Source organism: Deltaproteobacteria bacterium (genome assembly GCA_020848905.1).
Lineage (GTDB): Bacteria > Myxococcota_A > Polyangia.
In genome coordinates, this window is the sequence record JADLHG010000029.1 from 90907 (window position 1) to 103619 (window position 12713).

The window sequence follows — 12713 nt, forward strand, 5'->3', positions numbered from 1 at the left end:
TTGTCGGGCACAGTGCGTCGGCAGCGTGGCAAGAAGTCTGCCAAGAGGCAGGTGCCTCAAATCACGCCCGGTCGCGGTCCGCGCCCCTGCCCGGTGTTGCCGTACGCAACGTCGGCGCCCTCCTCCCTCGCACGCGGCGCGTTGAGATCCGCAACACGCGTCGAGACGGGTCCCGACTCAGCGATCGTCTCCCTCGTCAGGAAGTTCCTCGCCGTCCACGGCGTCGTAGCGGCGCAGCTTCTTCCAGAGGGTGGTGCGGTTGATCCCGAGGCATTCGGCGGCCCGACTCTTCTGCCCCCCCGCTCGCGCCATGACGTGCTGAATGTGCCGCTGCTCCACTTCGTCGAGCGTCAGGCCTTCGAAGGGGTAGGGGGCCTCCGCCGGCAGGCGAGGCCCGCTCGCGGCCACGGCCGGGGAGCCCGGCGGCGAAGTTCCGAGGAGGTCCTCGACGTCCAGCACCTCCGACGAGGAGAGGATCACCGCACGCTCCACTACGTTCTGTAGCTCCCGCACGTTCCCCGGCCACCTTTGGTGTGCCAGAGCAGCGAGCGCCTCCCGTGTGACCCCATCGATCCGCTTGCGTGCCTTCTGGGCGCTGTCCCGCACGAAGCGGTCCACGAGCAGTGGGATGTCTTCCAGCCGGCCCCGGAGCGGCGGAACGTCGAGTCGGATCACGTTGAGTCGGTAGAACAGATCCTCGCGGAAGCGCCCCGCATCCACGTCCGCGCGCAGGTCCCGGTTCGTGGCGGCGACCACCCGCACGTCGACGCGTTTGGTCTCGACGCTCCCCACGGGCTTGACCTCGCCCTCCTGCAGCAGACGCAGCAGCTTCGGCTGCATGTCGAGCGCCAGCTCGCCGATCTCGTCGAGGAAGAGCGTCCCGCGGTGCGCCGCCGTGGCCAGACCGACCTTCGTCCCCTGCGCGCCGGTGAAGGCCCCCTTCTCGTGTCCGAAGAGCTCGCTCTCGAGCAGCGTGCCGACGAGCGAACCGCAGTTCACGGCCACGAAGGGCCGGGCAGCACGCTCGCTGTGCACGTGCAGCGCGCGGGCAAAAAGCTCCTTACCCGTGCCGCTCTCGCCCTGGATGAGGACCGTCGTGCCACTACGGGCGACCTTGCGCACCATGACGCAAAGCGCGCGCATCGGCGGCGATGCACCAAGGATCGCGTCCACTCCGTGGGAACTCCGGAGCTCCCGTCGCAGCCCCTCGTTCTCGTCGCGCAGGACGCGCTCCTCGAGGGCGCGGGCCACGACGATGCGGAGTTCGTCGGGGGTGAAGGGTTTCGTGACGTAGTCCTTCGCCCCCTCCTTCATCCCCCGGATGGCGTTCTCGATCGACGGGAAGGCGGTGATGAGGACCACCGGAAGCTCCGGTACCACCTCGCCGAGCCGGCGACAGAGCTCGATGCCGTCCATCTCCGGCATGTTGATGTCCGCCAGCACCAGGTCGAAGTCGGCCTCCCGCACCCGCACGAGGCCCTCCGCCGCCGAGGCGAGCGCCACCACCTCGTACCCGCTGCGCGTCAGCAGATCGGCGCAGAGGGTCCGGACCCCTCGATCGTCATCGACCACCAGAATGCGAGGAGGAGGCGTCATGGCCGCACTATCGTCATTTGCCCCGGAGCGGTCAATGTCGCCCCCTCCGCGGGGCGGAGCGGCAGCCGCACCCGGAAGGTCGCGCCCTGCCCGGGGGCGCTCGTGACCTCGAGGGTGCCTCCGTGATCGGCCACGATGCGCTGGCAGATGGCGAGGCCGAGCCCAGTGCCCTCGCCCGGGCCCTTCGTGGTGACGAAGGGGTCGAAGATCTTCGAGACCGCGTCGGGCGCCACACCGGGGCCCGTGTCCTGCACGTCGAAGTAGACCGCCTCCGGCCGCCCTTCGGTCAGGTCACGTCCCGTCCGCACCGTAAGCGTGCCGCCGCGCCCGATGGCCTGCGCGCCGTTCGTGGCCAGGTTCACGAGCACCTGTTCGAGGCGTTGCGCGTCCACCAGCACCTCCGGCAGCCCCTCGGCGAGCTCTTGTCCGAGCCCGATCTGCCGGGTCCGCAGCTCCGGCGCGAGCAGCGGCAGCGTGCGCTCCACCAGCCGACTCAGATCCGTCGGGCTTCGCGCGCCGCTCTCGACCCGTGAGAAGTCGAGAAGGCCCCGCACGATGTGCTGCACGCGACGCGCCTCTTCGGCGATGAGCTCGAGCGCGGCTCGATCAGGGTCGGTCTCACTTCGTCCCTCGAGCAGAAGCTTGGCGTAGCCGAGCACGGTGGTGAGGGGGTTATTGATCTCGTGCGCCACCCCGGCGGCGAGCACGCCGACGCTCGAGAGCTTCTCGGAGCGTAGGAGCTGGCGCTCGAGCTCGGCCGGCCCACTGAGATCCTCCTGCACGATCACCGCTCCGTCCACGGATCCGCGTCGGTCGCGAAGCGCCGTCGCGCGGATGCGATAGCGACGGCAGCGGCGCCGGCAGAAGGGCGGCTGCACCTCCTCCAGGGTCAGGTCAAGGGGCAGCCCGTCGCTGAGGACCCGCCCGAGACGGGCGAAGAGCCCCTCGTCTTCCTGCCCCCCCGGAAAGACCAGACGGAGCGGTCGCCCGAGGACCTCCGTCGCCACGACGCCGCTCAGCTCTTCCTGCGCCGGATTGAGGCTCACGATCCGCCCCTCGCGGTCGAGCGAGATGACGCCGAGGGGGATGCTCCGCACGAGGTTCTCGCGGAACTCGGTGAGGGCGTAGAGGCTCTCGCGCCCCTCTCGCAGTCGCTCCACCATCGACGAGAAGCTGTTCCAGAGCTGCCCGATCTCGTCCTTCGCCGACACCGGCGGCACGCTTTCGGTCAGCTGTCCCGCCGCCACCGCCTCGGTACGCTCGACGAGGCGGGTGATGGGATGCGTGATCCGCCGCGCCAGCCCGGCCCCCATGGCCAGGGCCAGGAGCAGGACCCCGAGCGCGACGAGCACCGTGGCGCGGGTGGCGCGATGAGCCGCCGCGTAGGCCTGGTCGGCCGGCTGCTGGAGGACCACGCCCCAGCGCACCTCCCGAAAGCCGCTCATCCCGGCCAGGCTGCGGTAGACGGCGACCCACGGGCGGCCCGTGGCGTCCCTCACCTCGAGGAGCCCCTCGCCGGTGGTCGCGAGCACGCGGTCCACAGCCGCGTGCTCGGCCCGTACCGGACGCCGCCCGGTGGCCGCGGCCTCCATCCCCGCCGGCAACGGCCCGCTCGTCGCCACGAGCCGACCATCGCCGTCCACGAGGAAGAGGACCGACGCGGCTCCGAGCCGCGCCTCCGCGAGACGCCGTCCCACGAAGGTCAGGTCCACGACCCCTGCCAGAAACCCGAGCAGCTCTCCCTTGCGGTCACGCGCCTGGACCACGATCGCTACGTGTCGGCGCCCGCCGGGGCCGAAGAGCACGTCGCTGACGTAGCCCCCGTAGGTGTCGGCCAGATCCCAGCGCAGCGGCGCGCTGCCGAGGGGACTATCCCCCAGCACCCCGCGGCCCGCCCGGTCCAATACGACGATGCGTTCTAGAATTTCATGCTCTGATCGAAGGCGACGCAGGGAGCGCTCGAGCGGAGCGAGCGCCGAACGCTCGGTCCAGGCCGCAGCGGCCACCATCATCGCGCGCCGGGTGTCCTGCAGCGACCCGTTCAGGTGCTGACCCACGGAGCGGATCAGCGCGAGGTGCCCGCGGGTCACCTCTTCCTCGACCGTGCGCCGCGCGCTGCGGACCCCCAGCGCGCCGAGGAGCACGGTAGGGGCCACGGCGACAACCCCGAGGATCGCCATGAGCCGGGCCTGCAGTCCCCACCGGCCCCGCCCAACTCGCGCGCTCACGGCGCACCGTCGCGCGCGGCCCGTCCTCCGTGGCGGGCCTCTCGCGCTCGGCTCCCGAGCCCACGACGCCAGGCACGTGCCACGCCCGCGAGCGCCTCCCCCGGCTCGGCGTCCCCGAGGAGCACCGCCTCCACCGCAGGGGTGAAGTCGTCGAAGATCCGTGTCCAGAAGGGGTGCGCCGGGCGGAGCCGAGCGCCGTCGAGCGCAGCTCGGAATTTGCGGACGAGGCCGCGCTCTCCCAGCGCAGGGTCCCCGTAGACCGCGCTCATCGTCGGGAGCAGGGTATTCGCGCGGGCGAACTCCCGCTGCGCGGCGTGGTCGGTGAGCGCCGCCGCGACGCGCCAGGCCAGCTCGGGGCGGCGCGCACAGCGCGAAACCACGAAGCCGTGCCCGCTGAGAAGCGCCACCGGCTTGCCCGCGCGCCCGACCGGAAGCGGCGCCACCCCGAGGTTCTGCGCCTCGCGAAAGGCGGACGTGGCGAGGATCGCGGAGGTGGACCACGGCCCGTTGAAGATCATCGCCACCTCGCCCTGGCCGAAGCGGCGGAGTTGGTCGTCATAGTCCGACGCCAGCCCGGGGTTCGGGGGCGCGACGTGGTGCACGTGAATCAGGTCCCGATAGAAGCCTAGCGCGCCGCTCGCCTCGGGCCGGTCGACGAAGATCTGGCCCCGTCGCGGGTCGAGGAGGTCACCGTCCAGACCCCAGAGCACGGGGAGAAACCAGTAGCTCTCGGCTCGGACGTAGAAGCCCCACCGCGCGACGCGCGCCGGCGTGAAGCCTTCCTCCCCGGGGTGCCGACCCCGCTCGTCGGTCGTCAGCTTTCGGGCGGTTTCGACCAGCTCGGAGAGTGTCCGCGGGGGCTGTGCAATGAGGCGCCGATTGTAAAGAAGCGCGAGCCCGTCGAGGCTGGCCGGCAGGGCCCAGCGCTGTCCCCGATAGCGCGCCAGGGCCCGCGCCACCGGCTCGTACGCCGTCTCGCCGGGGATGGAGCTGGGGGCTGCCCGGACGAGTCCGCGCTCGACCAGCTCGGGCAACCACGGCAGCTCGGCCCGGAAGAGGTCCGGTGCACCGGGGCCGCAGCCCTCCACGGCTCGGAGGAAGCTCGCCTGCGCGCGAGAGAAGGGCACGATGGTGGACCAGATGCGGACCCCAGGATGGGCCTCGCGCACCCGCTCGAGCACGCGGTTGAAGGTGCCGGTCTCCTCGGTGTTGAAGGTGTGCCAGACGGTGAGCTCGACCGCGGGGGGCGAAACGACCGCCTTCTTTCCACAGCCGAGCACCGCGGTCCCGACGAGCAAGAGAGCGCAAGAGCCCGGGCACCGCATGCGGGCTGCATAGTACCGCGCGGGCCGGGAAGTCAAACGCCGTCGGCGGGGCGTCCTGCCGAGCCCGCCCCCGGCCGACGCGGAGGTCAGAAGCGCAGGCTCACTCCCAGGTTGACCTGCACCCCTATCGACCGGTCGGGCATCGCGGCCTGCTGCACGTCGGCGTAGTAGGCCGCCGGCTCGGCGCTGTCGTGGCGGAACACGCCGTAGGCCCGCACGTCCCCCGTGAGGGCCACCCAGCGCGAGAGGAGCAGCTCCGCCCCCACGCCGCCCTGGAGCCCGAACTCGGCGAAGGTCTGCTCCGTCTTCAGGTTGGGCAGGTCGAAGCGCAACCGCGTGGCCACCACCCGGACACCGCCCAGCAGGAACAGATTGAACCGGCCGCGCGGGATCAGGTAAAGGAGGCCCGACGCCTGCACCGGCACCGAGAAACGACGGACGCCCCCGTCGAGGAGCCGCGACCCCGTGACATCCGCGGCGAGCTCCACGCCCCAGCGATAATCCCGGTACCGGAGGTGCGCGCCGGCCCCACCGAGGTAGACCCCCTCGTCGAGGATGCGCTGATTCGTGGTCAGGGCCGTGGCATGCACGCCGAGGGACCACCGTGGAGGCCCGGAGTAGTAGCTATAGGCCTCGGGGCCCTGCTGATAGTACCAATACGCGCGCTGGGTCTCGTACGTGTATGTGTAATAGCGCGGCACGTACACCGGGGGAGGAACGTAGACCGGCGCGACGCGCAGGCGCACGGAGGGGTAGATCACGGGCGGAGGTGGAGCCGGCCGATACGATCGGTACCCGTAGTGGATGTAGACCTGGGCCGAGGCGCTGGAGCCCCCGGCACAGAGCCCGACGCCGACGAGAGCCAATGCGAGAGGTAGTCTCATGGCGGGCCTCCTTGTGGCCTTGCCGATGACTGGAGCAAGACTCGTACCGCTCGGCGTTCTGGCGATGATCCGTGGTTTCCAGCGCATAGCCGGCAGATGCGCCAGCTCGTGTTCGGACGTTGGGCCCCCCCGCGTGACCGTGCGTTCACGCCGGCACCGCGGCGCGGCCTCGCGGATCCCGTCCCGATCCCCACCCCGGCGGTCGGTGAAGACGCCGCAAAGGGGCAAATTGACACTCTGCTCGACGGGCGTGTAGAACTCGCGGCGTGAACACCTATCTCGTGACCGGTGGCGCCGGGTTCATAGGCAGTCACCTGGTCCGGCGCCTCGTGCGTCTCGGCCACCGCGTCCGGGTGCTGGACAACTTCTCGACCGGACGCCGCGCGAACCTCGCCGAGGTGGCAGCACGCGTCGAGCTCGTCGAGGGGGACGTGGCGGACCCCGCGGTCGCTCACCGCGCCGTGGACGGGGTCGAGTACGTTCTGCACCAGGCCGCGCTACCCTCGGTCCCGCGGTCGATCGCGGATCCCTTGACGACCCACCACAGTAACGTGGAGGGGACGCTCCAGCTCCTCATCGCCGCGCGAGACGCGGGCGTTCGGCGCGTGGTGCAGGCCTCCTCGTCCTCGGTCTACGGCGACACGGAGACCCTTCCCAAGGCCGAGAGCCACCCCCTCGCACCGCGCTCCCCCTACGCCGCATCCAAGGCCGCCGGGGAGCATTACGGTCACGCCTTCTTTCGCAGCTACGGGGTCCCCTACGTGGCCCTCCGGTACTTCAACGTCTTTGGCCCCGGCCAGGATCCGGCATCCCAGTACGCGGCCGTGATACCGCGCTTCATCCGCGCCTACCTTCGCGGCGAGACGCCGGTGGTGGTCGGGGACGGCCTGCAGTCGAGGGACTTCTGTTTCGTCGAGAACGTGGTGAACGCCAACCTGCTGGCCTGCCAGTCGACGCGCGCCCCGGGCCACAGTCTCAACGTCGCCTGCGGCGAGAGGACCACACTCCTCGGCGTGCTCGAGCTTCTCGCGGAACACGTGGGACGGCGCCTGCCGCCGCGGCACGACCCACCCCGGCCGGCGGACGTTCGGCACTCGCTCGCCGACCTCACGCTGAGCCACGACATCCTCGGCTACCGCCCCGAGGTCCTCTTTCCCGAGGGTCTGCGTCGCACGGTCGACTGGTTCCGCGCGCACCTCTCTGCCGATGGAGCGCTCGACGCATGAATTCCATGACCGGTTTCGCCCGGGCCGAGGTCCACGTCGATTCCCGTGCCTTCCGGCTCGAGGTCCGCAGCTTCAACCACCGGTTCCTCGACGCGCGCGTCCGTCTGCCGCACGCCGACGGGCTGGTCGAGACCCAGGCCCTCGAAGCGGTACGCCGCCAGCTCACCCGAGGACGCGTCGAGCTCTCGGTCTTCGACGAGGTCACCGACGCGGCCCCGTCTGCCCTGCGGCTCAACGTGGGCGTCGCCCGGGACGTGGGGAAGGTGCTCCATCAGCTCGCCGAGGTCGTCGGGTGCGACCTCGCAACGGCCGCGCGACTCCTGCCGCCGGTGCGAGACCTCGTGTCCGGGGGGGGCGAGCCGCTGCGTTCCGACGCGCTCTGGGCCGCCCTCGAACCGGCACTCTCCCGCGCCCTCGGGGAGCTCCGGTCGATGCGCGCTCAGGAGGGGCAGGCCCTCAAGCGCGATCTGGTGGGCCAGCTGGACCAGCTCTGCGCGCTCGCGGTCACGATCAAGGGCATCGTGGCGGGTCTCCCCCAGCAGTGGCACGCGCGGCTGCACGATCGACTGACCCAGCTCTCGACGGAGCTGACCGTCGATCCGGCACGGCTGGCGCAGGAGGTCGCGCTGCTCGCCGACCGCACCGACGTCCACGAGGAACTCGCGCGCCTCGAGAGCCACGAAGAGCAGCTCCGCCAGATGTTCGACGAGGAGGGGGCTGTTGGCCGGAAGGTGGAGTTCATGATACAGGAGCTCAATCGTGAGCTGAACACCATCGCCGCCAAGGTGCCCAGCGCCGACGTGGCGGCGTTGGTCGTGGAGGCGAAGGGGTGTCTGGAAAGGATGCGCGAGCAGGCGCAGAACATCGAGTGATCGGCGAGGCTGGACCCAGGCTTCTCAATATCGGTTTCGGCAACGTCGTCGTCGCCGAACGGGTGGTCGCCGTGGTAGCCGCCGGATCGGCCCCCATGAAACGGCTTCGCGAAGAAGCCCGCGTGGCAGGCAAGCTGGTGGACGCCACCCAGGGACGAAAGACGCGGGCCATGGTCATCACGGATTCGGACCACGTGATCCTGTCGGCGATCCAGGCCGAGACCGTGGCCCTGAGACTACGGGGAGCTGCCATCGCGGGCGGGGCAGGGGAGGAACCGGGGACTGCAATCGAGCCGCGTCCCGTCGATGAGGACGAACGATGACCGCCAAGCGCCGCGGCCTCCTTTTCGTCGTCTCCTCCCCCTCTGGGGCGGGGAAGACCACGCTCTGCCACCGTCTGATGGCGGAGTTCCCCGCTCTCGCCTTCTCCATCTCGTACACTACGCGGCCCAAGCGACCGAACGAGCGAGACGGCGTGGACTACCACTTCACGGATCACGCGACCTTCTCGCGCATGGTGGCGGAGGACCGTTTCGCCGAGTGGGCGGAAGTGCACGGAAACCGGTACGGCACCTCCCTCGAGACCATCAGCCAGAACATCGACGCCGGTCTGGACGTGCTCTTCGACATCGACTGGCAGGGGGCGACCCAGCTCAAGAGCAAGTACCCGGACGAGACCGTCATGGTCTTCGTCCTGCCCCCGAGCCTCGAGGAGCTCTCCCGCCGGCTCAGGAACCGCGGCACGGACGCGCCCGAGATGGTCGCCCGCCGCCTCGCCAAGGCCCGGGAGGAGCTCGGCCACTACGGCGAATACGAATACCTCGTCACCAACGACGACCTCGACCAGGCCTACCGTGAGCTCTCGGCGATCTACGTCGCGGGGCACTGCACCCGGCGACGGCGCGCGCACCGCGCTCTCGAGCTGGTAGAGGCGGTGCGCTCCCCGGGGGAGGGAAGGGCGTGAACCATCCGTGCACGACGGATCGGCCGCTGCAATCCGCTGTGGCCGGACCTCACCGCAGTGATACACTTCAGCGAGATCGGGTCCTTGCGCGGCCGCGTCCGCGCCGGCCCTCCGCGCGAGAAGGCTAGAGTCCAGCGGTGTCAGGCGCACTCCTCCGGGTCAACGACCTCGTCGCCAAGGTCAAGCGGTACAACGCGAACGCCGACGAGGATCTCCTCAAGCGCGCCTACGCCTTCGGTGCGCGCGTGCACGAAGGTCAGCTGCGAAAATCGGGAGACCCCTACTTCGTCCACCCGGTGGCGGTGGCCTCCCTCATCGCAGACCTGAAGCTGGATGTGCCGAGCATCTGCGCCGGCCTCTTGCACGACACGGTGGAGGACACGGACACCACCGTCGAGGACATCCGGCGACAGTTCTCCGATGAGATCGCCTTCCTCGTCGACGGCGTGACCAAGCTGGGCAAGATCCCCTGGACGACGAAGGAGGAGCGCCAGGCCGAGAACTTCCGGAAGATGCTCGTCGCGATGGCCAAAGACATCCGGGTCATCCTGATCAAGCTCGCTGATCGCACCGACAACATGCGGACGCTGCAGTACATGTCCGAGGATGGCCAGGAGCGCATCGCGCGCGAGACGCTCGACATCTACGCCCCGCTCGCGAACCGCCTCGGCATCTACTGGCTGCGCGCCGAGCTCGAGGATCTCGCCTTCCAGTACGTGCACCCCCTCGAGTACCAGCGTCTCGTCCAGGACCTGGCGGCCAGCGACCGCGAACGGCGCAAGTACATCCGCGAGGTCGAGCGCATCCTCCGCAAGGTGATGGACGACAACGGCATCCCTTGCGACGTGAGCGGCCGCCCGAAGAACCTCTGGGGCATCTACAGCAAGATGCGCCGCACGGCTCGCACGCTCGACCAGATCCACGACATCGTGGCCTTCCGGGTCCTGACCACGAACATCCGCGACTGCTATGCGGCGCTCGGTGTCGTGCACGAGAACTTCACCCCCATCCCCGGGCGCTTCAAAGACTACGTCGCGATGCCCAAGCCGAATCAGTACCAGTCGCTCCACACGTCCCTCATCGGGCCGCGCGGCGAGCGCATGGAGGTGCAGATCCGGACGCACGACATGCACCGCGTCTCGGAGGAGGGCATCGCCGCGCACTGGGTCTACAAGGAGGGACACAGCGTCCTCACCTCCGACGACCAGCAGAAGTTCTCGTGGCTCCGTCAGCTCGTGGAGTTCCAGCGCGACCTGAAGGATCCGGCCGAGTTCATCGACGCGGTGCGCATCGACCTCTTCGCCGACGAGGTCTACGTCTTCACGCCGAAAGGAGACGTGAAGGCCTTTCCCGTCGGTGCAACGCCGGTAGATTTCGCCTACGCGATCCACACCGAGGTCGGAGACCACTGCGCGGGGGCCAAGGTCAACGGCCTGATCGTGCCGCTCCGCTATCGCCTGAACAACGGCGACACGGTGGAGGTGGTGACCAACCCGAGCCAGAAGCCCAACAAGGACTGGCTGAAGTTCGTCGCCACGGCGAGGGCCAAGGCGAAGATCCGGCACCACATCCAGACCGAACGACGCGAGCGGGGCAAGGCCCTCGGCCACGAGCTGCTCGAGCGGGAATTCCGTCGCCACGGGCACTCCCTGCAGAAGGTGCAGAAGCAGGGCGGGCTGTTACGGGTGGCCGAGGAGCTCCGCCTCGGGAAGTCGGACGACGAGCTCCTCATGCAGGTGGGCTTCGGCAAGGTCACGCCCGCCCAGATCGTCCGCGCCGTCTTCCCCGAGGCCGCGGAAAAGGAGCCCACCGAGACCGCCGAGGCCGCCCCGCTCAAGAGCCGCCTCTCACGCATCATCGATCGGGTCACGCGCCGCCCGCCGAGCGGCATCCGTGTGCAGGGCGAGGACGACGTGCTGGTCCGGTTCGCCGCCTGCTGTAGCCCGCTCCCCGGCGACCCGATCACCGGGTTCATCACCCGGGGCCGGGGGGTCACGATTCACAAGCTGGACTGCACGAAGGCCCTGGACGTGGACCCGGAGCGACGCATCGAGGTCGGGTGGGAGTCGGGGTCCCGCATCGAACACCCGGTCACAATCAACGTGCACACCACCGACAAGCCGGGGCTGCTCGCCGACATCAGCAAGGCCTTCTCGGAGCAGGGGGTCAACATCGCGGAGGCGAACTGCCGCGCGGTCGGGAACGCCCGGGCCATCAACACCTTCCACTTCCGGGTGCTGCACCTCGATCACCTGAAGCAGGTGATGCGGGCGATCCAGAAGGTGAAAGGGGTCTACTCGGTCGAGCGCGTGTAGCACCTCGCCAGCGCTGCGACGAGGTGCCCGGCGAGACGGACGCCCTAACGAGCCTTGGGGGCAGGCTTGCCCGGCTCGCCGAGGGACGCGAAGAGCTCCGCGGAGCTCAACGTGGACCTCTTGGCCTCCTTGTTCTTGCGCTTGCGGCCCATGTTCTTGCGCCGACGCTTGCGGCGGTTTTCGGTCATGCAGGTATTGGAAGCCATCTCGGGTCAGCTCCTGAAACGATCGGGGGAGCTATAGTCCATGGCAGCTCGCGTGTCAATCCGATGAGGCTCTCGGCGCTTGTCCCCGGCCAGCCCTTGGGCCAGAATGGCCGCCACCGAGGAGAAAAGCCCGTGAGCATCTTCCGTTCTGATCTCTTCGCCGGCCAGGTGGCACTCGTGACGGGAGGTGGCACGGGCATCGGACGCGGCGTGGCGGAGGCCCTGGCCGCCCACGGGGCCGCGACGGCCCTGCTCAGCCGAAACGTCGAACACCTGGAGCCCACGGCGGCGGCGCTGCGCGGCCGCACGGGCAGCCCCTGCCTGGCCCTGGCCGCCGACGTGCGCCGGCCCGAGGAGGTGGACCGCGCGGTCGGGCGGGTCGTCGCCGAGCTCGGGCGCCTGGACATGGTGGTGAACGGCGCGGCAGGCAACTTCCTCTGCCCCGCGGCCGCCCTGAGCCCAAACGGCTTCGGGACCGTGCTCGACATCGACGCGAAGGGGACCTTCAACGTGTGCCGCGCGGCCTTCGCGCAGTGGATGCGCGAGCACGGTGGCCGGATCCTGAATCTCAGCGCCACGCTGCACTACGGGGGGACGCCCGGCCAGCTCCACGCCTCGGCGGCCAAGGCGGCCGTGGACGCGCTCACGCGCAACCTGGCGGTGGAATGGGGGCCCTTCGGGATCCGTACGAACGCCGTAGCTCCCGGTCCCATCGGCGACACCGAAGGGACTCGGAGGCTCCTGCAGGGTGAGCTCGCGCACCGCGCACCGGAGCTGATTCCGATCCGGCGCCTGGGCAGCGTCGAGGACGTAGCCCAGCTCTGCCTCGTCCTTCTGAGCGAGGCTGCCCGGAACATCAACGGCGCAGTGGTGGTGACAGATGGTGGCCATTGCCTGGTCGGAGCCTACGACCGGTTGATGGGAACGAGCGTGTGACGGCGCCGCGCCGACCACGCACCCCGCCGTGATTCTGTCGTAGGTCAGCCATAATGTCCGCCTAACGGGTCAGCAAGAATGTCCGCCCTCGTGCATACGAGGGAATGATCTTGCTGAGCAACCGAGGGTGGAGGCGGCTGCAAGCCGTGCGACGCGTCGAG

At 69.7% G+C, this 12713-nt stretch carries 11 protein-coding genes; 6 read left to right on the forward strand and 5 right to left on the reverse strand.

Annotated features, from left to right (window positions below):
- Positions 1 to 177 precede the first annotated feature (177 nt).
- The 4 genes from IT371_11675 to IT371_11690 form a co-directional block, all read right to left on the reverse strand.
- Positions 178 to 1596: a sigma-54-dependent Fis family transcriptional regulator gene (locus IT371_11675; GenBank protein ID MCC6748311.1), complete on the reverse strand. Its 1419-nt coding sequence runs from the start codon at positions 1594 to 1596 to the stop codon at positions 178 to 180.
- The gene (locus tag IT371_11680) at positions 1593 to 3824 is read right to left on the reverse strand and encodes a HAMP domain-containing protein (protein MCC6748312.1); all 2232 of its coding nucleotides are present in this window, start codon (positions 3822 to 3824) and stop codon (positions 1593 to 1595) included. Before IT371_11680 ends, IT371_11675 begins: the two co-directional genes overlap by 4 nt.
- Complete coding sequence (locus tag IT371_11685; protein MCC6748313.1) at positions 3821 to 5149, reverse strand: extracellular solute-binding protein; 1329 nt, start codon at positions 5147 to 5149, stop codon at positions 3821 to 3823. The genes IT371_11680 and IT371_11685 overlap by 4 nt, the downstream gene beginning before the upstream one ends.
- Positions 5150 to 5235: 86 nt before the next feature.
- Entirely contained in the window at positions 5236 to 6033 is a 798-nt protein-coding gene (locus IT371_11690) for a hypothetical protein (GenBank protein MCC6748314.1), read from the reverse strand.
- A 266-nt stretch (positions 6034 to 6299) separates the two neighbouring features.
- Between IT371_11690 and IT371_11695 the strand changes: the two genes are divergently transcribed.
- From IT371_11695 to IT371_11715, 5 genes are all read left to right on the forward strand, one after another.
- Complete coding sequence (locus tag IT371_11695; GenBank protein MCC6748315.1) at positions 6300 to 7259, forward strand: SDR family oxidoreductase; 960 nt, start codon at positions 6300 to 6302, stop codon at positions 7257 to 7259.
- Positions 7256 to 8131 (forward strand): YicC family protein, encoded by an 876-nt coding sequence (locus IT371_11700; GenBank protein MCC6748316.1) that lies wholly within the window; start codon positions 7256 to 7258, stop codon positions 8129 to 8131. Before IT371_11695 ends, IT371_11700 begins: the two co-directional genes overlap by 4 nt.
- Positions 8128 to 8454: a DUF370 domain-containing protein gene (locus IT371_11705; GenBank protein ID MCC6748317.1), complete on the forward strand. Its 327-nt coding sequence runs from the start codon at positions 8128 to 8130 to the stop codon at positions 8452 to 8454. The genes IT371_11700 and IT371_11705 overlap by 4 nt, the downstream gene beginning before the upstream one ends.
- On the forward strand, positions 8451 to 9095 hold the full coding sequence (gmk, locus tag IT371_11710) for a guanylate kinase (GenBank protein MCC6748318.1): 645 nt from the start codon (positions 8451 to 8453) through the stop codon (positions 9093 to 9095). The genes IT371_11705 and gmk overlap by 4 nt, the downstream gene beginning before the upstream one ends.
- Positions 9096 to 9232: 137 nt before the next feature.
- Positions 9233 to 11410 carry a bifunctional (p)ppGpp synthetase/guanosine-3',5'-bis(diphosphate) 3'-pyrophosphohydrolase gene (locus tag IT371_11715; GenBank protein MCC6748319.1) on the forward strand — a complete coding sequence of 726 codons (2178 nt, stop codon included), beginning with the start codon at positions 9233 to 9235 and terminating at the stop codon, positions 11408 to 11410.
- Between the two features lie 44 nt (positions 11411 to 11454).
- On the opposite strand, the gene IT371_11720 is transcribed toward IT371_11715, so the two are convergent.
- On the reverse strand, positions 11455 to 11616 hold the full coding sequence (locus IT371_11720; GenBank protein ID MCC6748320.1) for a hypothetical protein: 162 nt from the start codon (positions 11614 to 11616) through the stop codon (positions 11455 to 11457).
- A 132-nt stretch (positions 11617 to 11748) separates the two neighbouring features.
- On the opposite strand from IT371_11720, the gene IT371_11725 reads away from it, so the two are divergent.
- On the forward strand, positions 11749 to 12552 hold the full coding sequence (locus tag IT371_11725; GenBank protein MCC6748321.1) for an SDR family oxidoreductase: 804 nt from the start codon (positions 11749 to 11751) through the stop codon (positions 12550 to 12552).
- The last annotated feature ends 161 nt before the right edge of the window (positions 12553 to 12713 follow it).

Coding starts and splice junctions, on each gene's coding strand:
- gmk (MCC6748318.1), top strand. CDS start 8,451: ATGACCGCCAAGCGCCGCGGCCTCCTTTTCGTCGTCTCCTCCCCCTCT.
- IT371_11720 (MCC6748320.1), bottom strand. CDS start 11,616: ATGGCTTCCAATACCTGCATGACCGAAAACCGCCGCAAGCGTCGGCGC.
- IT371_11675 (MCC6748311.1), bottom strand. CDS start 1,596: ATGACGCCTCCTCCTCGCATTCTGGTGGTCGATGACGATCGAGGGGTC.
- IT371_11700 (MCC6748316.1), top strand. CDS start 7,256: ATGAATTCCATGACCGGTTTCGCCCGGGCCGAGGTCCACGTCGATTCC.
- IT371_11690 (MCC6748314.1), bottom strand. CDS start 6,033: ATGAGACTACCTCTCGCATTGGCTCTCGTCGGCGTCGGGCTCTGTGCC.
- IT371_11685 (MCC6748313.1), bottom strand. CDS start 5,149: ATGCGGTGCCCGGGCTCTTGCGCTCTCTTGCTCGTCGGGACCGCGGTG.